At 31.3% G+C, this 23,231-nt stretch carries 17 protein-coding genes; 11 read left to right on the top strand and 6 right to left on the bottom strand.

Going from position 1 to position 23,231, the window contains the following annotated elements; genetic code table 11:
• Positions 1-116 precede the first annotated feature (116 nt).
• From B0A57_RS02025 to B0A57_RS02015, 3 genes are all read left to right on the top strand, one after another.
• The gene (locus tag B0A57_RS02025) at positions 117-1,649 is read left to right on the top strand and encodes a PepSY domain-containing protein (RefSeq protein ID WP_038466819.1); all 1,533 of its coding nucleotides are present in this window, start codon (positions 117-119) and stop codon (positions 1,647-1,649) included.
• Between the two features lie 176 nt (positions 1,650-1,825).
• Positions 1,826-2,173, top strand: coding sequence for a hypothetical protein (locus B0A57_RS02020; RefSeq protein WP_011963891.1), 348 nt, complete (start codon positions 1,826-1,828; stop codon positions 2,171-2,173).
• A 130-nt stretch (positions 2,174-2,303) separates the two neighbouring features.
• The gene (locus B0A57_RS02015; RefSeq protein WP_011963890.1) at positions 2,304-2,831 is read left to right on the top strand and encodes a ferritin; all 528 of its coding nucleotides are present in this window, start codon (positions 2,304-2,306) and stop codon (positions 2,829-2,831) included.
• 61 nt (positions 2,832-2,892) lie between these two features.
• Here the strand turns inward: B0A57_RS02015 and B0A57_RS02010 are convergent, their stop codons facing one another.
• Together B0A57_RS02010 and hutI are read right to left on the bottom strand one after the other, a co-directional pair.
• A complete protein-coding gene (locus B0A57_RS02010) occupies positions 2,893-3,144 on the bottom strand; it encodes a (2Fe-2S) ferredoxin domain-containing protein (RefSeq protein WP_011963889.1) in 252 nt (83 codons plus the stop codon).
• Positions 3,145-3,317: 173 nt separating this feature from the next.
• Positions 3,318-4,553, bottom strand: coding sequence for an imidazolonepropionase (hutI, locus tag B0A57_RS02005; protein WP_011963888.1), 1,236 nt, complete (start codon positions 4,551-4,553; stop codon positions 3,318-3,320).
• Between the two features lie 148 nt (positions 4,554-4,701).
• Between hutI and corA the strand changes: the two genes are divergently transcribed.
• The 3 genes from corA (at position 4,702) to B0A57_RS01990 (ending at position 10,645) form a co-directional block, all read left to right on the top strand.
• Positions 4,702-5,772, top strand: a complete 1,071-nt coding sequence (gene corA, locus B0A57_RS02000) for a magnesium/cobalt transporter CorA (RefSeq protein WP_034098570.1) — start codon at positions 4,702-4,704, stop codon at positions 5,770-5,772.
• Positions 5,773-5,939: 167 nt separating this feature from the next.
• Positions 5,940-6,632 carry a DUF1003 domain-containing protein gene (locus tag B0A57_RS01995; protein WP_011963886.1) on the top strand — a complete coding sequence of 231 codons (693 nt, stop codon included), beginning with the start codon at positions 5,940-5,942 and terminating at the stop codon, positions 6,630-6,632.
• Between the two features lie 1,130 nt (positions 6,633-7,762).
• Complete coding sequence (locus B0A57_RS01990; protein WP_123960871.1) at positions 7,763-10,645, top strand: zinc-dependent metalloprotease; 2,883 nt, start codon at positions 7,763-7,765, stop codon at positions 10,643-10,645.
• Between the two features lie 604 nt (positions 10,646-11,249).
• Here B0A57_RS01990 and mnmA read toward each other — a convergent pair.
• Together mnmA and nhaA are read right to left on the bottom strand one after the other, a co-directional pair.
• Entirely contained in the window at positions 11,250-12,437 is a 1,188-nt protein-coding gene (mnmA, locus tag B0A57_RS01985) for a tRNA 2-thiouridine(34) synthase MnmA (RefSeq protein ID WP_011963885.1), read from the bottom strand.
• Positions 12,438-12,494: 57 nt separating this feature from the next.
• On the bottom strand, positions 12,495-13,649 hold the full coding sequence (nhaA, locus tag B0A57_RS01980) for a Na+/H+ antiporter NhaA (protein WP_011963884.1): 1,155 nt from the start codon (positions 13,647-13,649) through the stop codon (positions 12,495-12,497).
• A 131-nt stretch (positions 13,650-13,780) separates the two neighbouring features.
• Between nhaA and B0A57_RS01975 the strand changes: the two genes are divergently transcribed.
• The 5 genes from B0A57_RS01975 to B0A57_RS01955 all read left to right on the top strand — a co-directional run bounded on the left by B0A57_RS01975 (position 13,781) and on the right by B0A57_RS01955 (position 21,297).
• A complete protein-coding gene (locus B0A57_RS01975) occupies positions 13,781-15,601 on the top strand; it encodes a chloride channel protein (RefSeq protein ID WP_052079110.1) in 1,821 nt (606 codons plus the stop codon).
• 232 nt (positions 15,602-15,833) lie between these two features.
• Entirely contained in the window at positions 15,834-17,489 is a 1,656-nt protein-coding gene (locus tag B0A57_RS01970; protein WP_034098541.1) for an OstA-like protein, read from the top strand.
• 56 nt (positions 17,490-17,545) lie between these two features.
• A complete protein-coding gene (locus B0A57_RS01965) occupies positions 17,546-18,742 on the top strand; it encodes an aspartate aminotransferase family protein (RefSeq protein WP_011963881.1) in 1,197 nt (398 codons plus the stop codon).
• A gap of 269 nt (positions 18,743-19,011) precedes the next feature.
• The gene (locus tag B0A57_RS01960) at positions 19,012-20,406 is read left to right on the top strand and encodes a tetratricopeptide repeat protein (protein ID WP_034098539.1); all 1,395 of its coding nucleotides are present in this window, start codon (positions 19,012-19,014) and stop codon (positions 20,404-20,406) included.
• 153 nt (positions 20,407-20,559) lie between these two features.
• A complete protein-coding gene (locus B0A57_RS01955) occupies positions 20,560-21,297 on the top strand; it encodes a shikimate dehydrogenase family protein (protein WP_034098537.1) in 738 nt (245 codons plus the stop codon).
• Positions 21,298-21,312: 15 nt separating this feature from the next.
• Here the strand turns inward: B0A57_RS01955 and rlmF are convergent, their stop codons facing one another.
• Both rlmF and B0A57_RS01945 read right to left on the bottom strand, forming a co-directional pair.
• Positions 21,313-22,257: a 23S rRNA (adenine(1618)-N(6))-methyltransferase RlmF gene (rlmF, locus tag B0A57_RS01950; protein WP_034098535.1), complete on the bottom strand. Its 945-nt coding sequence runs from the start codon at positions 22,255-22,257 to the stop codon at positions 21,313-21,315.
• 78 nt (positions 22,258-22,335) lie between these two features.
• A complete protein-coding gene (locus tag B0A57_RS01945) occupies positions 22,336-22,998 on the bottom strand; it encodes a thiamine diphosphokinase (RefSeq protein WP_034098533.1) in 663 nt (220 codons plus the stop codon).
• Positions 22,999-23,231 lie beyond the last annotated feature (233 nt).

The following is a 23,231-nucleotide window of genomic DNA, read 5'->3' as shown; positions in this document are numbered from 1 at the left end:
ATCTTTTTAAGGGCAAATAATAATTGCCCTCAAAGGGATTTTGTTTTCAAACGAAGTTTACTTTTTGGCTATTAAGAATACCAAAAAAGTGAAATAATAGGGCTAAAAAAAATACTATGAAAACCGAAAATCAATTTAAAAAAAAGGACAGTAAATTTGTTAAAAAAATAAAGCAAAATATGTACAGGTGGCATCGTATATTAGGAATTATAACATTAGTTCTAGTTATATTCTGGACCCTTTCGGGGATAATGCACCCGTTTATGGCACATTTTTTTAAGCCCGAAATTGCCCACGAGAAATTAGAGTTAAAACCAATAGATCATTCTAAAATTAAACTTTCTTTACAAGAGGTTTTAGCACGTAACGAAATTCATTTGTTTAAAAATTTTAGAATAATTGATTTTAAAAACCAAGCTTACTATCAGATAAAAAGCAGTGCAAATACATATCGTTATTTTGATGCTAAAACCGCAAAAGAGTTAGGAAATGGAGACCAAAAATATGCCGAATATTTATCACGCTATTTTATTGATGATCTAAAAAGTACCGTTTCTAGGATAGAATTAGTTACTGAATTTACTACACAATACAAATACATTAATAGGTATTTGCCAGTTTATAAACTTACTTTTAATCGAGATGATGCCATGCAAGTTTATGTAGAAACCAGTTCAAGTAAACTAGCAAATTATAACCCAAGATCGCGTCAAATTTTTGTTTGGATTTTCGATACTTTTCATAATTGGGGCTTTATAGATGCCATTGCAAACAACTATTTGCGTATCATTATAATGCTTTTATTACTATTTGTAATATCATTTTCTGCCATAAGCGGTATAGTGATTTATGGTTTTTTGTGGAAAAAATTTAAGAAAGTGACCCCAATAAATTCAGAAGGATTTTTAAGAAAAAACCATCAAAAAATAGGTATTATGGTATCTTTTTTAACCTTAACATTTGCCTTTAGTGGCGGGTACCATGCCATGCAAAAATGGGAACCCAATGTTTTGCCAAAAATGATTTACGAACCCATTATTAACATTTCGGATATAAAAATTGCATCAACCAAAACAAATGTCGATTGGAGTAAATTGACAAATATTTCAGTTATTAAATTTAAAAAAGACTATTACTACCAATGCGATTTGTACGATACAGAAACCGAAAAAACGCAAAAAAAATTTATAAATGCCAATACCAATATTTTAGAAAAAAATATAGAAATAGAATATGCACAATATTTAGTTTTCAAATTTAAAAAAATGCTTCTAAGTTCAACTTCAAATTGTTGCGATGTAGAAAATTCAGAAACTTTTAATCCAAATTTCAAATTGAAAACGAGTGCTGTTTTAACTGATTTTGACAAACGAGAATATGGTTTTGTAAACAAACGCTTGCCTGTTGTGAAGCTAGAATATAATTCTGATGATGGTACTACTTATTATATAGAGACATCGACCTCACGTTTGGCATCTATTATAAATAATGATACAAGACGAGAAGGATATTCATTTGCTATTTTTCATAAATTCCTTTTGATGGAATGGGCGGGAAGAAATATTAGAGATTTTATGACAATAATTTCTGCATTAGGAATTTTGGTAGTGAGTGTTTTAGGATTAATTTTGTTTATGAGAAGAAAATAATAAGTGATATTAAGAAAAAAAATATATGATATGGCACAAAAAATAAGTAAGCCTAAGCCTTCTAAATAATAAAAACAATAATTTTTTTATATTTTAATTTAGAATAGATATTAATTATTTTAAAGTTTTAGAAAAAAACTATTACTTTTGTAAAGAAATATAATAGTGCTTTAAAGATGATACCAGAAAACAGTATTTTTTTATTTGAAAACAAAAAAGGAAAAAGTTATCAGTGTGATTTGACTGATAGCATAATTATTTGTTTCGGGGAAACCATTTCCTCATACAAAGTGCAAGATTTTTTAATTTTTCAACGCAAAGTAAACCAAGTAGCTGTTCTAGATATGCTTTATAATCTTTCCGACAGTTGCGATTCAACACTTATAGAAGCAACCAAAAGAAATTTTTCTAAAAACCTTACCATTTGCGAGATTGTTCAACTCCGAGAATTGCTTAATGGTACAAAATTTACATTAGTACTTCACTCTATGCTTCATGCAGTTTTAAATGATGTTTTGGTATAAGATATAGCAATTCTATTGGCCTCTTTTATTTAGATTAAATACAAATTTTTATGAATTTGGGATCTTTTTTGTTGTCACTTAATTAAATATAATAATTCATATTATCTTTGTATTATTAAAATTAAAAATTATGAAAGATTTATTAAGAAAACAGACTTCACTTAAAGAAGAAATAGAAATATTATTAAATACCCAATCCAAAATCGAATCCGATGCGTCGTCTAAATATTTAGCAATGGCGTCTTGGTTAGATAGAAACGGATTTCAAAATACTGCCGAGTACCTGTACAAACAATCTGTAGAGGAACGTGAGCATTTCTTAAAAATTTTTAGATACATTACCGAAATGGGCGGGGTAGCTATAACTCCTACTGTTGGCGAAGTGCAACAAGAATTTAGTTCATTAAAACAAGTTTTTGAAGTAGCATTGCAAAACGAAATTGCAGTTACAAACGCTGTAAACAAAGTTGTCGCAAAATGTAGATTAGAAAATGATTATGCCACAGAAGAGTTTATGATGTGGTATGTAAAAGAACAAAGAGAAGAGGAACGAAATGCACGTCGTGCCCTAGAACTATTTGATTTGATCGACGAAAATGCTGCCTCTGGAAGATTTGAATTAGACAAGCAAATTGCAAAAATAGGATCTCAGGAATAATTTTTTTAATTTGAATAAAAATAGCCCTTGCGTAATTTCGTAAGGGCTTTTTTTTTGGGGATTACATTTTTTCGATTATTTTTTTTGCCTTTTCTAAATCTACATTTTCATACCAATTGTTTTGAGGCTGTGCATAAACAATGGGTGCATACTTGCAACGACCCGAACATTCTATTTTAAAAATTTCGATCGTTTTATGTAAACCTCCTTCTTTTATCGAGGATTTAAACTGTTTTTTTATCTCTTTGTGTTTACCACATTTGCTTCCATTGCATATAAATAAAGCTTTTTTGGGAAATTCGACAGTACTCATAATTAGTTGTATTTGATACAAAGATACTAAATTGAGAATCTAATTGGTTTTACTACAGATTGAAATTAATTAATACAAAATCATGATGTGTTTTACCTGGTCATCGAAATCTTTTAATGCAAATATAAGTTAGGTATAACCAAATATTTAAGTTAGAATATATGGAGTTAGTTTTAAATAATTTTCCCTTCAATAAAAACATTTTCAATTAGATTGCTGGTAAATGAATAAGCCATTTCGTAATAGGTTGTTAGTGGTTTTGTAATTATAATATTGGCACTTTTTCCTTTTGTAATACTTCCATGGGTTTGGGAAATACCCATAGCATATGCACCATTTATTGTTGCAGCGTTTATGGCTTCTTCTGGTGTCATTTTCATTTTTATACAGGCGGTTGCCACAACAAAATTCATGTTTCCAGAGGGGGTAGTCCCAGGATTATAATCTGTAGCAAGGGCTAGTGGTAATCCGGCGGCAATCATTTTTCGTGCTGGTGTGTAGGGAATGCTAATAAAATAGGAACAGCTAGGTAACGCAACGGGCATGGTTTTACTCCCTTTTAGGTTTTCAATATCTTCGTTGGTTACAATTTCGAGATGATCTACAGAAAGGGCTTCGTGTTTTACGCAAGATTTAATTCCGCCTATGGCTGTAAACTGATTTACATGAATTTTAGGAATCAATCCATATTTTTTTCCTGCTTCTATGATTTTTTCTGTTTCTTGTACCGAAAAATAACCAGTTTCTAAAAAAACATCAATATAGTCGGCTAATTTTTCTGCAGCAATTTTGGGCAACATTTCGTTAACAATTAAATTTATATAATCGGCATGATTTTCTTTATATTCACTAGGAAAGGCATGCGCACCAAGAAAAGTTGCTTTTATTTTTATAGGATAATTTGCAGCTAATTTTTTAATTACCCGAAGCATTTTTATTTCACCATCAACCGTGAGTCCGTATCCAGATTTTATTTCGACAGCCCCAGTTCCTTGTTGCATGATTTCTTCTAAGCGAACTTTCGATTGGTTGTAAATATCTTCTTCGCTGGTTTGGTTTAAATTCTTTGCAGAATTTAAAATTCCGCCACCACGATTTGCAATTTCTTCATAACTTAAACCTTTTATTCGATCTACAAATTCCTGAATACGATTTCCGGCATATACAATATGCGTATGACTGTCGCACCAAGTTGGTAAAACTATTTTACCTTTTGCATCGATAGTTTGGTCTGTTTTGATGGTCGGACAATTTGACATCGAACCAAAATTAGCAATCAAATTATCTTCTATTAACAAAAAAGCATCGTCAATTTTAGGTAAAACACCCATTTCTGTGCCAGAAACTTTATCTATATGATTGTCTCGAACTTGAAGTAATTCTTTTATATTGATGATTAACGTTTTCATATATAGGTAATTTTTTATTGGCAAATTTATGAGAAAAACCTCATTTGGGTTTATGATTTAGTTATCATAAATATTTATCATAAATATTTTTTGTAAAAATAATCTTTGATTTTTAAAAACAGCTATCTTTAGCTCAAATTATTATTAGGTGCGAAAAATAAAATATAAAAAAGGAAAAAAAGTTGTTCCTGCATTTTTAGAATATACTGGTAGCCATAAAAATGTTGTCACAGAAATGCAATTGTTTGTATATGATAGCGAAAAATTAACAGAATGTGCAGACCATAAATGCCAAAATTTACTTTCGATAATAGATTTTAGTAAAGTAAATTGGTTAAATATTCATGGATTAAATGAAATATTGGTAATAAAAGAAGTTGGAGATTTCCTGAAAGTAGATAATTTTATGTTGGGCGATATTTTAAATACCACAAAACGAACAAAACTTGAGGAGTATCATGACGTTTTATTTTTTAATGTTAAGTCATTATTGCCAATAGAAAATTCTGATAATATAAATGTCGAGCAGATAAGTTTTTTACTTAAAAACGGAATTTTATCTTCTTTTCAAGAGAAAAAGAGTGATTTTTTTACTCATATTAGAGAACGAATACGAACACACTCTGGTATTGTGAGAGATAAAAAGGCAGATTATTTGTTGTATTTATTGCTAGATGCTATTATGGAAAATTTCTATATTACTATCGAAAATGAAGAAGATAGGGTAGAAACATTAATTAATTTGACTAAAACAAGTAGTAAACCTGTTATTTTAGAGCAAATAGAAAAGCATCGGGATAATTTTAATTTTCTTAAACGCTCTATTATTCCTTTGCGAGATTCCTTATATTCTATAAAAAGTATGAAAGATGATAATGTTTTTAATGCTATCGAAAAAGAAAATTATAGTTTTTTTGAGCGTTTGCATCAAAAATGTTTAGAACTTTTAGAACAAATAGAGTATGATATTACTACGTTAGATAGTGCTTCTAATTTTTATTTTTCGGCGCAAAGTCATAAGATGAACGAAATCATGAAAACCCTTACTGTTGTTTCGGTTTTCTTTATGCCACTTACGTTTATAGTTGGTGTATATGGTATGAATTTTGAAAATATGCCAGAATTACATTGGAAATATGGCTATTTTGTAATTCTAGGTAGTATGTTTGTATTGCTTTTAGGAATGGTTTTTTATTTTAAAAAGAAAAAATGGTATTAATTTTTTAGTACTTGAAAAACAACACAAAAGGAATATTTTTTTATTTCAACCCGAACTATAAAGTACAAAATATTTATTTTACTGAAATGTTATAACCATTTCCTTTGTGTTTTTAGGATTAAAAATCACGAAATCAATTTTTGTACGCATTAAATAATATTATTTATATGAAAACATTTGTAAGCGCAATTTCAGAAAAAGAATTTCCAATTATCGATAAGATAAAAGGGGGTATGATAAGAAAATCTATTTTCGATTTTATACAAAAAGAATGCCCAAATTTTTCCGAGAATGACGAAATAGCAATTAGTGAACTCAATTTGTTTAGAGAAAAATATATTTCTGTATTTTTATTGAAAGGAGTTGACGAACTCAATTTATTAGAGAAAAAAGTTTTTGATGCCGTTCAAAGTGAAACAATATTAACTAATAAAATAGATTTTGACACTAAGAAATATACTTTCGGACAACAGCTTGCCGATAATGTAGCCAAGTTTGGAGGAAGCTGGACGTTTATAATTTCGTTTGTTATTTTTCTTATTATTTGGATTCTTTTAAACTTTTTTGTCTTTATAAATAAAGGATTCGATCCGTATCCGTTTATATTACTAAATCTAATATTGTCGTGTCTTGCTGCGCTACAAGCACCAGTAATTATGATGAGTAATAATCGTCAGGAAGAAAAAGATAGAGAACGTGCAAAAAATGATTACATGATTAACCTAAAATCTGAGCTCGAAATTAGAATGCTTCATGAGAAAATAGACCATCTAATTATGCACCAAGAACAAGCACTTATCGAGATTCAGAAAGTGCAAATAGATATGATGAATGATATTTTAAACAGGATTGAAAAGTAAATTAGGATAATGTTTATTAATTTTAGTGTTAAAAAAACATTGGGTATTGGCTTAAGAAGATCATTTTTTTTAACCCTAATGTAGATATGATATTAATCGATTGAATATATTATCAAAAATAAATTCTTGTAAATACCCCTATTGTGTCTATGAAAATAGTCATCTAAATATCTTTGGAAGGTTTCTTATTTAACTTCAATAAAATAATTTTTAGTAGTTTACTATTTGTGTCTAGATTTAGCGCATTTTTTTTCAAAACAAACATACTTTATATTGTCATAACGTTTGTATTTATGACCATTTTTTTACTTCTCATGGCTTATAAATTCTCGGTAGCTTTTGTCGCCTTGGAACCCCATTATAACTCTAAAACATTCTCACTCCGAAATGTCTTTTTCATAGCCTTGAGCTATTAAGTTTTTTTTGGCTTAATTCTATGCTAAACAGTCTTTTTTAAATCTCATTATTAGGGTTTTAGCAAAAGAGGCGTGCTTTTGTTTGCAAACCAAGTGTACGGAACTTCGATAGAAATAAAATTATAGTGAAAATCTTTAATACAAAATACTGTAATTAATAGTATTAAGCCAGTGTTTTTTTATGTCAGCAACTCAAAAACTCAAAAACTCAAAAACTCAAAAAACGAAGACAATGGTAGGACATGTTTTTGGTTTTATGTATTGAAATACAAATAAATAAGAATTTTAAGACAACAAGTACAATTGGATTAATCAACTTAACTTTAATTTATTCCGATAGTACAAGCGTAAGTTTAGGTATTTTATATAGTTAACTGGTAATGTGTATGTTTATATGTTAAAATTTTACTTTTACATTAAATTATTCTGCTATAATATTTTGAATGTATAATAATAATTAGTTATTTTTGCAAAATATATTATTTATGTTTTCTTAAAAATCAAAAAAAATAAATTTTTAATAAGCTTTTAAGTAATTGTCACATTTTGAAATATTTTAAAAATCATGTAATATTTTCATTTTAGAGCATTAAAACTTTCAAATTACTTAAGTTGATATTTTAAACAAAATTTTGTTTCAGACAGAAAGCAAAAACAAAAACAAAAACAAAAACAAAAAAAAACAAACAATTACTAATTAGTTAACACCCCTTTATGATGTACAAAAGACTCAGCGTATTGGTGTTTTTATCTTTTCTTGCCTTTACAAGCGCAAGTGCACAAGATCTTAACTGCCGATCGAAACAAGAAAATGATGTTATTTTTAGGAATAACCCGAAGTCGTTAAAAGAATGGAATGATTTTAATAATTATTCTCGTCTTCAAGAATCTAGATTAATTAATGAAATGAGAGGCGTAAATACTACTAATGCCGCAACTTATACTTTGCCAGTAGTATTTCATGTGTACGGAGATGTACAAAGTGGTAAAACAGTAACTTATGACAAGTTAGCGACCACATTACTTGAAATTAATAAAGATTTTAATGGTTTAAATGATGATTATGGTACCGTAGAGCCTTTTTTTCAAGCTAGACGTGCTACTTTAAGTATTGAATTTAAATTGGCAAAAATAGATCCAAACGGTAACTGTACCACTGGAGTTATTTTTCATCCAGCAAAAAATGGTTACGGTAATGGTGGGGGTTATGATGACCAAATTGCTGCCGATGCTTGGGATAATACCAAATACATAAACGTTTACATACAAAACGATTTATATAATGATGGTAGTGTAACCAATTCTGGTGTAGCATGGTATCCAGATAACGGTATGACTACCGCAAAGACTGCACGTATTGTTTTTAATGGTGCTTATATTTTTGGCAATACAGACAAAGAATTTGCTTCTACTTTTAGTCATGAGTTTGGGCATTTTTTAAACTTAATACATACTTTTGATGGTGGTTGTACTGGGACCGATCAGGTTGCGGATACCCCAATTGAAGATGGTACACACGGTCTTAGCTGTACGCCAGGTACAAATTGTACAGGAGATAAGGTAAATATAGAGAACTATATGGGGTATAATGGTGCAAGAGGTTGTTATAAAATGTATACTCAAGGGCAAGTAGCCCGTATGATAACAGCATTAGGTCACCCTGCAAGAACAACACTATGGCAAACTGCTAATTTAACTGCTACTGGAGTTAGTACTAGTACAGGTTCTGCATTAGCTTCTACAACAGTTAGATTTAAAGAAGATGCGCTTAATAATGGTGCTTTAGCTGGCAATGCCGTAATTATATTAGATGGTACCAAAACATTTGCTTTAGCTACAGGTACTTTGACACAAGGAACACACTATACTGTTACTAATTTACCAACAGGGCTTACGCCAGTACTTGCAGTAAATACTAACAAACAACTTACACTTACCTTTACAGGTACTGCTACAAGCCATACCGCTAGTAATTCTGGCGATATATCGGTTAAATTTTTGGCAGCAGCCTTTTCAGGAGGTCTTACAGGTGTAAGATGTAATGGTCTAACTTTTGCTACAAAATTTATTGATCCTTACGGTATATTTTTTGTAGATATGGCAGATGTTACTGTACAAGGAGCTGCTAATTCTTGGAAGTTTTTTGCTACAGATTTTGGTCAAGATTATGGCGCTTGGAGATTTGCAGCCAATCAATTAAAAATTGAAACTTATGGTAACAAATTAGCTTGCCAAACAGGAACTAAAAACATTAGTTTATTAGTATCTGGAACTATAATAAATGCTACCAGTAATTTTACAGCACCAACTGCCTACCCAGGACAACTAGATTTACGTACTGCTACTTATACCGCTTGGGATGGTAAAACAGGATATGTGGGGTTTGAACATTTAATTGATGGTGAAGTGTGCTACGGTTGGTTTAAAGTACGAGTAGATGCAAATGGCGACGGATATACAGTATTAGAGTATGCTTACAACACACAACCAGGGGCTAATATAGTTGCAGGGATGACTACGAAAATAGCTACTTCATTATCTGCTACTACTATTTATGAAGCAGACACTAATGACGGTGCTATAGATCCTGCAGGAGTTTCTTTAAAATTAGTTACTAACAATGGTACTTATACCCAAAGTTCAGGAGTTGTTGCTGCAACCAAATATACACTTACAGGTGTTCCTGCTGGTCTTACAGCTACACTTACCGCAATTAGTAATAATGAATTGAAACTTACTTTTGCCGGTAGAGCTACTGCAAATGCACTTAGTAATACTGCAAATTTGGTTTTAACACTTAAAGACGCAATTGTAACAGGTGGTGTTGCAGGTTTAGATACTTCGGTGTTTACAATAAAACTAGATTTTGAAGATCCTTATGGTATATTTTCAGAAGCACTTACTGGAGCAACGGCTAACGCAACTCAAACTTGGAAATATATTGATCTTGCAAAAGGTGACAATACAGAATATGGTGTTTGGAGATTTGCTGCTAATAATTTAAAAATAGAAACTTACGGTAAACGATTAATAGGTACAACAGGTACAATAAACATTACAAAATTACCTTTTAATAGTGTTATTGATGGTACTAAAACATTTATTGCGCCAGGTGCTTATCCAAATCAGTTAGATTTGCGTAGTGCTACTTATACTGCTTGGGCAGGTGGTACAACAGGTTTTGTTGGTTTTGAATATTTTAGAAGAGGAAGACCATGTTATGGTTGGATGCAAATAACTATTGATGCTAATGGTGATGGTTATACTGTTACAAAATTTGGATACAACACAAAACCTAATGGTGCTATTACAACCCCATCGAGTTTAGCAAATGCTACTTTTGATAATGCAGAATTATTAGGTGTTTATCCAAACCCTTTTGCAAATGAAGTTACTATAAGTACGTCAGAAATGTCAGGCAAAAATGTAACCCTTTCGATTTATAATTTATTAGGTCAAGAGGTGTACAATAAAACAGTAACCAATAGTGCAGACAGCATTTTGTTAACTACAAATAATTTAGATAAAGGAGTTTATATTCTAAAAGTAACAGTAGATAATGAGAAATTTATTTCTAAAAAAATAATTAAAAAATAATTAGAAAACACATATAACAATTCATTTCGAGTGGTTAGCTAAAGGCATCTTTTTTGTAATAACAAAAAAGGTGCCTTTTTTTTTTACTATAACAATTGTAGTACCATAATCATTAAAAATAAATGTATCCCTTATTAACCTTAGCAGGAATAAATAGTATTAATTTTTTTAACAGGTTTTAATATGATATTCATCAACGGTAGGATGTTTTGCAATAGGGGACTAGCAAAATTATTAGGAACTGTGAGAGAGTTTTTAAAAGTTTATTCCTAACTTAACGAGGAAGTAATAGAAAAAAGTATTAACAAATCAAATACCAAAAATAAAGACTCAGTTTTAAATAGACAGTAATTTTGAAGTTGAATTAGATTATTAAGAAACTCTTAGATGTTATAAAAAAAAATCTCGTTATACTAAAAATTAGTGTATTTATTGGCTACCATTTAGGTATATTATGATTAGGTAAGGTTTTTGTATTTATTTGTTATTTATTCTGTTGTCATAAATTGCACAAATTTTTTAAGAGCTAGAATCTTAATTTGTTTTTTATAAATTCCTTATGAGGTTACGGCTTTCAATGTATATGACATTCTAGCTTTAATTTTTATGAGATAACACCAGAGCCAATTAGCTCATCACCAATGTGCCAAGAAACAAACTGCCCTTGTGTAATGGCAGATTGTGGCGTTTCGAATTCTACATACAAACCATTTTCAAACTGATGCAAAGTCGCTTTTTGTAACTCCTGACGGTAACGAATACGCGCCATGACTTGTATTGTTTGCCCATTGGTTAAAGCTAAATCTGGACGAATCCAATGTATTTCATCATTAGTAACGAACAATGCTTTTTTAAACAATCCGGGATGCTTGTGTCCTTGTCCAGTATAAATTGCATTGGTTTCTACATTTGTCGAAATGATAAATAAAGCTTCTTTTGTGCCACCAACATTTAATCCTTTACGCTGACCAATGGTAAAATAATGAGCTCCTTGGTGTTTTCCAACAACTTTAGCGACTTCTGGAGTATATTGAATATCTTTGGCTTCGAAAGCCAATTTTTCTTGTACCGAATCGAAATTAATTTTTTCTTGATTATATATTTGGTTGGTTGCATCAACTTCAAATATTAAACCTTCTTTAGGTTTTAGTTGTTGTTGCAAAAATTCTGGCAATCGTACTTTTCCTATAAAACACAGCCCTTGAGAATCTTTTTTTTCGGCAGTAACTAATTCTATTTTAGTAGCAATTTCACGTACTTGAGGTTTTGTAAGTTCGCCAATTGGGAATAACGATTTGGCTAATTGCTCTTGCGATAATTGGCACAAAAAATAGGATTGGTCTTTGTTATCATCTACACCAGCTAGTAATTGATAAACTGGTTTGCCATCAACTTCAATTTCTCCTTTTCGGCAATAATGACCTGTGGCAACATAATCGGCACCAAGTGATAGTGCGATTTTCATAAAAACATCGAATTTTATTTCGCGATTGCAAAGTACATCAGGGTTTGGTGTGCGTCCTTTTTTGTATTCGCTAAACATATAATCGACAATTTTTTCTTGATATTGTTGGCTTAAATCGACGGTTTGAAATGGTATTCCTAATTTTTCGGCAACTAATAGTGCATCGTTACTATCTTCTAACCAAGGGCATTCGTTAGAAATAGTCACAGAATCGTCGTGCCAGTTTTTCATAAACAGACCTATTACTTCATAGCCTTGCTCTTGCAATAAATATGCAGCAACACTCGAATCGACACCTCCAGAAAGACCTACTACAACACGTTTCATATAATGAAATTTAAGATAGGCAAAGATATTATTAATTTGAAAATTAAAATTGGTTTATTAATTCTTATTTTCGATAATTGTATTTTTTAACACATATTTTAGACTGAAATAACCAATAATTCCAGCAATTAAGGAGGAAATTAAAATGACAAATTTTGCATTGTTTATGATTGTATCGTCATTAAAAGCCAATAAGGTTATAAAAATAGACATCGTAAAACCAATACCTCCCAGAAAACCCACGGCAAGAATAGATTTCCAGTTTAAATCATCTGGAAGTTTGCAAATCCCTAAGGAAACCGCTAGCATGCTTAAGAGAAAAATACCCAGTGGTTTACCAATAATTAATCCCAATGCAATTCCTATACTATAATTTTGAATTAATGTTTCGCTTATATTAGAACTTAACACAATGGCTGTATTGGCCAATGCAAATAATGGAAGTATAAAAAAGGCTACTGGTTTGTGCAAAAAATGTTGTAAAATATATGATGTAGATCTCGAATCTCCGTTTCCAAAAGGAATTGCAAAAGCAAGCAATACACCCGTAATTGTAGCATGAACACCTGAATGTAACATAAAATACCACATAAAAACACCCCCAATTAAGTACGGAATTAAGTTTCTTATTTTAAGTCTATTAAGAATTAGTAAAAACCCAAAAATACCTAAGGCAATACATAAATTAGTCCATAATAATGTTTTGGTATAAAAAACAGCAATTATCAGAATTGCTCCTAAATCATCGATTACAGCTAATGCGGTTAAAAATATTTTTAGCGATAATGGTATTTTATTTCCTAAAAGCGACAATATAGCCAAGGCAAAAGCAATATCTGTTGCCATAGGAATTCCTGCTCCAGATTGGGTTTTGGTTCCAAAATTCATTACTAAAAATAATCCTGCGGGAACAATCATACCACCAATAGCACCAAAAATAGGGAGCATTGCATCTTTAATGTTTGATAATTCGCCATCATAAACTTCTCTTTCTAATTCTAGACCAATGAGTAAGAAAAAAATAGTCATTAGCCCATCATTTATCCAATATTCTAAACTATTTCCTGCTAAATTTGCATGCCAAAAATGCAAATAACTGTTTGCAATTGCTGAGTTTGCTATAACCAATGAGAAAAGTGTGCAACTTATTAGAAATAATCCGCTAGACTTTTCGCTTTCAAAAAATTCTTTAAATAATCCAGTAATTTTCATGAGGTAATACTTTTATTAATTTTTACAAATATACTTTGTTTTAAATTTAGAATTATTATTTAATCATTATCCGTTTAGGGCAAACAAAAATAAAAACTTATATTTGTAATTCTACAATACAAAAAATAAAAATGCCAAGCAGAATTTTAGTAAGTTTTCAATTATTTGTAAGAAAAATAATTCGCCGTTTCGAGAGTATCTTTTTTTTAGCAAAAGAAGTATTGTCTGAAAGGAATTTTATTTATTTATCCTCTGTTGTTATTGCTATATCTTGTTCATTTGCAGTAATTATTCTAAAAAGTTTTGCGCACAATGTGTTCTTGTTTGCTAATTATTTGAACACTTTTTTAAAACTACCTTATTCAAATAGTATTTTACCTGTTATTGGTATCCTACTCACTGTTTTTGTTATTAGAAGATTTCTAGATGGAAAATTAGAAAAAGGAAGTTCTCATATTTTGCAGGCGGTAGCAAAAAAAGGCGGTGTTGTTCCTAAAAAACAAATGTATGCTCAGATTATTACAAGTTCACTTACTGTTGGTTTAGGAGGTTCGGCAGGATTAGAAAGCCCAATTGTAATTACTGGAGCAGCTTTTGGTTCTAATTTTGCACAAAAATATAAATTATCACAAAAAGATAGAATTTTACTCTTAGCTTGTGGGGTTGCTGCAGGAATTGGATCGGCTTTCAACGCACCCATTGCGGGTGTTTTATTTGCCATAGAAGTAGTCTTAACAGATGTAAGTATATCAGCATTTATACCTATCATGATTTCTGCAGCGACGGGCGCTTTAGTTTCTCAAATGATTTTAAGTAGAGATATATTATTAAGTTTCAAACAAGAAGAAACTTTTAATTTTCACAACACACCTTACTATATTTTATTGGGAGTTTTGGCTGGTTTTGTATCTGTATATCATGCAAGAAATTTCAGAAAAGTCGAACATTTTTTTAGCAGATTTAAAAGCAGTCCTTACAAAAAAGCATTATTTGGTGCGATACTTTTAGCGGTTTTAATTTTCTTTTTTCCAACACTTTTTGGAGAAGGTTACGAAAGCATTAGAACTTTATCTACAAACCATCCCGAGGTTTTATTAGACAATACAATTCTAAAAAACCATAAAAATAACCAATGGATTTTGCTTGCTTTTATAGGAATTACAGTTTTTCTAAAATCGTTTGCCACAGGAATAACACTAGGAAGTGGGGGTAACGGAGGTAATTTTGCTCCTTCGCTTTTTGTGGGGTCTTACTTAGGTTTTTTTGTCGCAAAATCTATAAATCTTTTAGGGATCTCTAGTGCATTGCCCGTAGGGAATTTTGCGATTGTAGGTATGGCTGGAATTTTGAGCGGATTGTTTCACGCACCTCTTACAGCTATTTTTTTAATTGGCGAAATTACTGGCGGTTACGACCTTATGGTTCCGCTTATGATTGTATCCTCAATTAGTTTTGCTGTATCTAAAAGATTTGAAAAACATTCGATGGATGTTAAGAGCCTAGCAGACAAAGGCGAGGTTTTTACCAGTAATAAAGATAAAAATATTTTGCAAAGTATAGATTTCCTAGCTTTAATAAAAACCAATATTAAAACAATTACTATAGAAAATTCGTTAGAAAATTTAGTCGAACATTTATCAACTCTGCATCAAGAGATTTTTCCTGTTATTGATGAAAAAGAAAAACTAGTCGGAATTGTAGATTTTAATGACATTCGAACAACCATTTTTAACCCCTTTAGGATAAAACATACTTGTATCAAAGAAATTTTAAAACAACCCATTGGGGTTATACAATACGATGACGGAATAGAAATTGTTATGGAAAAATTTCAAATCACAAATCAAACAACGCTTCCAGTTATCAAATATGGAAAATTCTTCGGATTTATCTCGAAAATAGACATCTTAGAGGAATATCGAGAAAAATTAAAAGAAATGATTATCGAGTAAATAAAAGTAGCAAATACTAAGCCCCATTACAAATTTCACTACTTACTACTGTTAATCCCATTATTTTAGAGAGGCTAACTCAAATATCCTTATATTTCTTATATGATTCAGAAAATGATATTGTATTCAGACCACTTATTAAATATAAAAGGTATAAGTATAAATATAAATAATTCTTAATAAAAACCATATTTTTCATAATTTCCTTAATTTTGACAAAAATTACAATCCATTGAATAAAATATATTTTCGTTTAGTTTTACTATTGATACTTTTCAGTCAAACAACACTTTGGTCTCAAGATGCCAAACAAATTGTTATTCAGCACTCTGATTTTTTAGATATTTCCGAGAAAGAAGTTCCCGGAGCCATTGTTCTAACCGGCAATGTAGTTATCATACACGAAGGCGTTCGTATGACTTGTAACAAAGCCTATCATTTTACAAAATCTAACTTTGTTAAAATCTTTGGAAATGTAAATATGGTGCAAGGAGACACCCTTTCTATGAATAGTAAATATGCCGAATATAACGGAAATACTAAGTTTGCTTATGCCACAGGCGATGTCTTGCTTCGAGATCCAAAAATGACCTTAGCAACAGATACTATTAACTTCGATAGAAATTCGCAACAAGCCTATTACAATTCAAAAGGAACTATCCGAGATCCCGAAAATACACTAGTAAGTAATTCTGGCAAATATTATTTAAATCAGAAAAAATTTCAATTTTCAGATGCTGTTAGCGTTACAAATCCTAGACAAACAATAAAAACAAACCATTTAGATTATTATACAAATTCAGGTCATGCGTATGTTTTTGGGCCATCAACAATTACATCGGCCACCAATACAATTTATACCACTAAAGGTTTTTATGATACTAAAAAAGACGAAGGAAAACTACAAAAAGGCTCTAAAATAACCTACAAAGACAGACTCATAGAAGGAGATGATATTTATTATGACCGAAAATTAGACTTTGCTCGAGCAAAAAACAATGTCAAAGTAACCGATACAATTAATCATTTTGTAGTAAAAGGCAATTATGCAGAAGTTTACAAACAAAAAGACTCGATGTTTATTACAAAAAAAGCCGTTGCTATTACCTTGTTCGAAAAAGATTCTGTTTACTTTCATGCCAAAAAAATATTAGTAACAGGCAAACCCGAAAGCCGAATTATCCGAGGTTCAAACAATGCTCGTTTTTTTAAAAAAGACATCAGTGGTAAGTGCGATTCTATTCACTATGACAAAAAAAAGGGATTAACACAAATGATAGGAAAACCCGTACTCTGGAACGGAAAAAACCAAATGACAGGCGATGTTATGCATCTTGTTTCTAATCAAAAAACAGAAAAAATAGATTCCCTAAAAGTACTAAACAATGCTTTTATTATTTCAAAAGACACCATAGGCGAAGGCTTCAATCAAGTAAAAGGACAAAATTTATTTGGTAAGTTTAAAAAAAACAAATTGCATGAAGTAAATGTTATTAAAAATGCCGAAGTCATCTTTTATATGCGAAACGAAAAAAATGAACTCATAGGAATAAACAAAAATGTGAGCAGCAAAATTAATATGATTTTAGAGGCCAATAACATCGAAACCATTACTTTTTTTACCGATGTCGAGGGCATAATTTATCCAGAAGAAGAACTACCAGAAAATGCCAGAAAACTAAAAGGATTCATTTGGCGTGGCGACGAACAAATCCTAACAAAAGAAGATCTTTTTCCAAAAGAAGAACTCGAACTCGATGCCAAAGCCCAAAAAGAATCGAAAGCAAAATCTAAAGATATAAACATTCCTATGCAACCATCTCAAGAAACATTAGAATACGACAAACAAAATGTAGAAAAGAAAGTTGGTAAAAAAAAGAAAAAATAATTTTTTAAAATAAAAAATTCAAAAGATATTTTTTAAAGGTACAAAATTTTAAAATAATGATTAAAGATTTTCTCAAATACCAAGCACAAACCTCACCCTATCCACTTGGTATGCAAGTTTCACATGCCATAGGCTCTTATATATTTGACACCAACAACAAAAAATACCTAGATTTTGTAGCAGGAGTTTCCGCCTGTACCTTAGGACACCAACATCCTAGAGTAAAAGAAGCCATCATAAATCAGTTAGACAAGTACATGCATGTTATGGTATATGGCGAATACGCACAAGATCCCGCAGTCAAATTATGCAAATTATTAGCAGAAAATATGCCTGAAAAACTAAACAAAACCTATTTAGTAAATTCAGGAACAGAAGCTATTGAAGGCGCACTAAAACTCGCTCGAAGAATTACAGGAAGAAGTCAACTTATTTCCTGTCACAACGCATATCATGGCAATACGATGGGATCTATGAGCGTGATGGGATTCGAAGAACGCAAACAAATATTCCGACCACTCATTCCTGATGTCGATTTTATCACCTTCAATAACGAAGCCGATATTCAAAAAATAACCACAAAAACCGCAGGAATAATCCTAGAAACCATACAAGGCGGTGCAGGATTCATACGTCCCGAAAATGATTTCTTAAAAAAAATCAGACAACGTTGCGACCAAGTAGGCGCCATGATGATTCTCGACGAAATTCAACCCGGCTTTGGGCGAACAGGAAAACTATTCGGTTTCCAAAATTACGACGTCATTCCCGACATTGTAGTCATGGGAAAAGGCATGGGGGGAGGCATGCCAGTAGGAGCATTTACAGCAAACGAAGCCCACATAGATCTATTAAGTCACGACCCAAAACTCGGACATATTACCACCTTTGGCGGGCACCCAGTAATCGCAGCCGCTTGCTTGGCAACATTACAAGAACTCGTTCAAACTAATATTATGCAAGAAACCTTGCACAAAGAAAAATTATTCCGACAACTCTTAGTACATCCACTCATAAAAGAAATCCGAGGCGAAGGACTCATGCTTGCCATTATAACAGAAAGCCCCGAAATCACAAACCAAATCATCTTCAAATGCCAAGAAAAAGGCTTAATTTTGTTCTGGTTACTCTTCGAAGGCTGTGCCATTCGCATCACGCCACCGCTAACCATTTCAAATCAAGAAATTAGCGAAGGTTGTGGCATAATTATTGATGCTATGAATGAGTTAGCCATGACAATGACTAACGAATAATTTTTTTAGGAGCTATTTCCTGCTATCCGTTACAATCTTTTTTTCGGAAAAAACCTCAAAAAAGGATTTTCACTGCTATCAGGGCTAGAGCTTCGATCTGAAATTTAACATTCAGTCATCAAATTAAAAAAATATTAATTGTCAACTGTCAACTGTCAATTATCAATTAAAAAATGTTAATTAAATTGTTCACAACAAAACAAAAAAAAAGTATCCATTAAACATTTAAGTCCTACTTTTATTTTTGGATAAATTTAAACGAAAAGACCATGTACTTGAGCCAAGAAGAAGACGATCAAAACTTATCCTTGTCAAAATTTGAATCAATGCTAAAAACAAACAAAGTTTTGTTTTTCGATTCAGAAGAATTCGAGGATATTATCCTACACTACCTAGACATTGGCAAACCTGCACTAGCAAAAAAAGCCTTAAAACTCGCCCTAGATCAGCACCCAAAATCTACAGGGCTAAAACTCGTACAAGTAGAAATGCTCGTGTATGACGACAAACTCGATATTGCCGAAAAAATGCTAAACGAACTATACGCCATCGAGCCTACAAACGAAGAAATATACATTCAAAAAGCAAATATCTGTTCTAAAAGAGACCAACACGAAAAAGCAGTCGAATACCTAAAAATAGCTTTAAAATACACTGACGACCTTCCAGATGCGTACAACCTAATAGGTATGGAGTACCTCTTTTTAGACAATCTAGAGTTAGCAAAAGAAAATTTTATACTATGCCTAGAATCAGATCCAGAAGAACAAGCTAGCTTATACAATGTAGTATATTGTTTCGAATTTTTAGATCAGCACCAAGAAGCTATAAAGTATATTACAAAATATATAGAAACAAATCCCTATAGCGAAATCGCTTGGCACCAATTAGGAAGACTCAATTACGGACTCAAAGAATACGAAGCATCATTAATTGCTTTCGATTACGCAACAATCATAGATGACGAATTTCTTGGTGCCTTTATGGAAAAAGCAAAAGCCCTAGAACGCCTAAAACGCTACGAAGAAGCAATCGAAAATTATAACGAAACTATCAAATTAGATGATCCAACTTCTTATGCCTTATTGAGAATAGGAAAATGCTACGAGAAATTAGGAAACGAAGTACAAGCCATTAAGTTTTATAACCAAACGGTACACGAAGATCCTTTATTAGACAAAGGTTGGATCGCTATAACCGATTTTTATTTTCGCAAAAAAAACTACCCAAAAGCACTATATTATGTAAACAAAGCCATACAAATAGATGCCGAAAACAAACTATATTGGAAACGCTTTGCAACCATAAATAAAGCTTTAAATCTTTTTGAAGAAGCAGAATATGGTTGCAGAAAAGCAGTAAAACATGGCGATTATCAACTAGATACTTGGTTGTTTTGGACAGATATTTTACAATTTTTAGGAGAATTTGAAGCTTGCATACAAACCTTATTACAAGCCTGCGAGCATTTTCCAGAAGAATTTGAAGTAGAATATCGTTTGGCAAGTTTCTACTTTATGTTAAATGAAAACGAAAAAGGATTTTTTCATTTAAGCAACGCCTTGCGTCAAAACTTTAAAAAAAGAAATATTATCGAAAAATTATTTCCAGTAGTTTGGGAACAAAAAATAGTACAAGATTATATTTTAAGACATAAAAAATAAATTCTTTTAACGACATAGAAACATAGGTTTTAAAGGGTACTTATACACTGCTTTTTAGCAAAAAAAAATATTTCTTAACTAGAATTATAATTAGCAAAGCATCTTATTATTCTATATACTATGGTGTTCTATTTATTTTTTTAACTCCAATAAATGAAAAAATTAGGATTACTAGGCAAAAACATAAGCTATTCTTTTTCGCAAAATTATTTCACAAATAAATTTAAACAAGAAAAAAATAATAACGCCTTTAGCTACGAGAATTTCGACATTCAAAGTATTGAAGAATTTACTAAAATTTTACAAATAAATTCAAACTTAATTGGCTTAAACGTTACCATTCCGTACAAAGAAACGATTATTCCTTTTTTAGACGAATTGTCTCAAAATGCTAAAGAAATTGGCGCCGTAAATACAATTAGAATCTCTCCAAACGGGAAGTTATTTGGCGACAATACAGATTATTTTGGTTTTAATAAATCGCTAAAACCTTTATTAAAATCACACCACAAAAAAGCTTTAATTTTAGGAACTGGTGGTGCTGCAAAAGCAGTGGCTTTTGGTTTAAAAAAATTAAATATAGAAAGCCTTTTTGTATCCCGTCTAGAAAAAGAAAGCACGATTACTTATAATGAGATAGATGCAAAAATTTTTGATGATTACCAAATCATTATCAATTGTACACCCCTGGGAACTACTCCAAAAACAGAATTGTTTCCGGATATTCCTTACTCATTTTTTACGCCAAAACACATTGCTTTCGACTTGATATACAACCCCGAAAAGACAGTGTTTCTTGAAAAAGCAGAAAATAAAGGCGCAATTATAAAAAATGGTTATGATATGTTAGTCTTTCAGGCAGAAAAAGCGTGGGAAATTTGGAATGAATAGTTTTGTCAGGTATTTTTAAAATGTCCAAGCTTTTTGTTGCAACTCTGATAAGAATGTCCAAGCTACAATTCGGCTATTTTTTTGACCTTGTGCCATATCAATTGTTTTTATTTCTACGGCAGAAACTTTGTTTAAAGTCTTGTAAATGCTAGACAAATTTTCTCTTTTAGACACTAATGTAGTAAACCACAAAACTTGCATTGGGTATTTTGCGCTTTCGTAAATCATTTGAGTAATAAATCCTATTTCGCCACCATCACACCACAATTCGGTATTTTGTCCTCCAAAATTTAAAACTGGATTTTTAGTTCGAATTTCTTGCAAATTGTTTACTTTTCTTGCAGATGATTTTGTAGCTTCTGCAGCCGAATTATGAAACGGTGGATTACAAATTGTAAATGCAAATTTATCATCTGTAAGGATAATATTTTTGAATATAAATCTAGATTCTACTTGCTGTTGCAAACTTATGGCATCAATTAATTTTGGGTTGTTTTCGATGATTTTTTTACAATTCTGAATCGCTTTTTCATCGATATCAGTTCCTACAAAACTCCAATCATATATAGCATTTCCTATTATTGGGTATATACAATTGGCGCCAATTCCTATATCTAGACCTATTACATTTTCGCCTTCAGGAATTATTTGGTTGTTTGTAGTGGCTAATAAATCTGCTATATAATGTAGGTAATCTGCTCTTCCAGGAATGGGCGGACAAAGATAATCTTGCGGAATACCCCAATTTTTAATGTTATAATAGGCTATTAATAAAGCATTATTTAGTGCTTTTACTGCTTCAGGGTTGCTAAAATTGATGGTTTGAGTATCATATTCGTTTGTAAAAACATGGTTTTTTAGTTCAGGAGAACAGGTAGTTAATGCTTCAAAATCATATCCAAATTTGTGTAGATTTCTGGGGTGAAGATTTGTTTTTTCGGGAACTATTTTAGCTTTCATAATCTTAATTTCGGTTGTAAAGGTAGTTGTAAAAAATGAAATTTAATGAACAGAAATCGTATAATGATTTTTTAGCATTTAATCTAAACATTCCATAATGAGTAAATCGCCTTTTTGGTGTTCGATTGTTACAATGCCGTCTTCAACAACATGGTTGCTACTTCCTGTTCGGTATCCAATTGTTAAGGTGTCGTTTTCTAATGGATAAAACAAATTTTTAGAATAAATTTCTGAGACTATCCCTATTGGGATTAAGGAAATTGGGGTGTTGGCAGTGTACCATTTTTTAAATTTAGTAGGTAATAAAAATATTTTCGAGTGGTCGTCTATAATTACAATTTTTAATAAATTTCGATAGCGAACAATATTGGTTAGATTTGTAATAGTGTGGTCTGCTCTTTTTCCTGTTGCCCAGACAACATTTGCCATTGGGATTTTTCGTTCTATAAGATAATCGAATGCTTTCTCGAGATCCGTTTTATTTTGGTCTGGTGCGTGTACTATTTCGATTGGGAATTGTTTGTCTATATAATATTCGGGATCGAAACCACGGTCGAAATCTCCTAGTAAAACATCGACTTTAATTCCTAATTCTAAAACTCGTTCTATTGCCGAATCTAAAACGATGACAAGTGGTGACCATTCTAGTAATTGTCCTAATAATTCTGAACTGCAAGCCGCTCCGTTTGCAATGATTAGTGCTGGTTCTTGGTCGTCTCGAACAATATGGTGTGATGACATTTTTTGTATAATTTGGGGTAAATGTATGAAAAAGTGAAAATTATATGATTTAATTTTAAAAAAAAAATCTTGTAATATGCTTTTGAAATTCCGAAATAAGATTGAATGATTTTGGCAAAATTATACCAAGAATCATGATGATAGCCCAGATAGTAGTGAAAATCCTTTTGTTTTTTTCTTTAAAAAACAAAAGATTGTAACGGATAGCTGGAAATAGCTCCTAAAAAAAATAT

Source organism: Flavobacterium psychrophilum DSM 3660 = ATCC 49418, from assembly GCF_002217405.1.
Classification (GTDB): Bacteria; Bacteroidota; Bacteroidia; order Flavobacteriales; family Flavobacteriaceae; genus Flavobacterium; species Flavobacterium psychrophilum.
This window is presented reverse-complemented; position numbering and strand designations above follow the sequence as displayed.

Excerpts from the sequence above, each read along its gene's own strand:
- B0A57_RS01960 (WP_034098539.1), top strand. The coding sequence starts at position 19,012 with ATGTACTTGAGCCAAGAAGAAGACGATCAAAACTTATCCTTGTCAAAA.
- B0A57_RS02010 (WP_011963889.1), bottom strand. The coding sequence starts at position 3,144 with ATGAGTACTGTCGAATTTCCCAAAAAAGCTTTATTTATATGCAATGGA.
- rlmF (WP_034098535.1), bottom strand. The coding sequence starts at position 22,257 with ATGAAAGCTAAAATAGTTCCCGAAAAAACAAATCTTCACCCCAGAAAT.
- hutI (WP_011963888.1), bottom strand. The coding sequence starts at position 4,553 with ATGAAAACGTTAATCATCAATATAAAAGAATTACTTCAAGTTCGAGAC.
- B0A57_RS01965 (WP_011963881.1), top strand. The coding sequence starts at position 17,546 with ATGATTAAAGATTTTCTCAAATACCAAGCACAAACCTCACCCTATCCA.
- B0A57_RS01945 (WP_034098533.1), bottom strand. The coding sequence starts at position 22,998 with ATGTCATCACACCATATTGTTCGAGACGACCAAGAACCAGCACTAATC.
- B0A57_RS01995 (WP_011963886.1), top strand. The coding sequence starts at position 5,940 with ATGAAAACATTTGTAAGCGCAATTTCAGAAAAAGAATTTCCAATTATC.
- B0A57_RS02025 (WP_038466819.1), top strand. The coding sequence starts at position 117 with ATGAAAACCGAAAATCAATTTAAAAAAAAGGACAGTAAATTTGTTAAA.
- B0A57_RS02020 (WP_011963891.1), top strand. The coding sequence starts at position 1,826 with ATGATACCAGAAAACAGTATTTTTTTATTTGAAAACAAAAAAGGAAAA.
- B0A57_RS01975 (WP_052079110.1), top strand. The coding sequence starts at position 13,781 with ATGCCAAGCAGAATTTTAGTAAGTTTTCAATTATTTGTAAGAAAAATA.
- B0A57_RS01955 (WP_034098537.1), top strand. The coding sequence starts at position 20,560 with ATGAAAAAATTAGGATTACTAGGCAAAAACATAAGCTATTCTTTTTCG.
- B0A57_RS01990 (WP_123960871.1), top strand. The coding sequence starts at position 7,763 with ATGATGTACAAAAGACTCAGCGTATTGGTGTTTTTATCTTTTCTTGCC.
- nhaA (WP_011963884.1), bottom strand. The coding sequence starts at position 13,649 with ATGAAAATTACTGGATTATTTAAAGAATTTTTTGAAAGCGAAAAGTCT.
- B0A57_RS02015 (WP_011963890.1), top strand. The coding sequence starts at position 2,304 with ATGAAAGATTTATTAAGAAAACAGACTTCACTTAAAGAAGAAATAGAA.
- mnmA (WP_011963885.1), bottom strand. The coding sequence starts at position 12,437 with ATGAAACGTGTTGTAGTAGGTCTTTCTGGAGGTGTCGATTCGAGTGTT.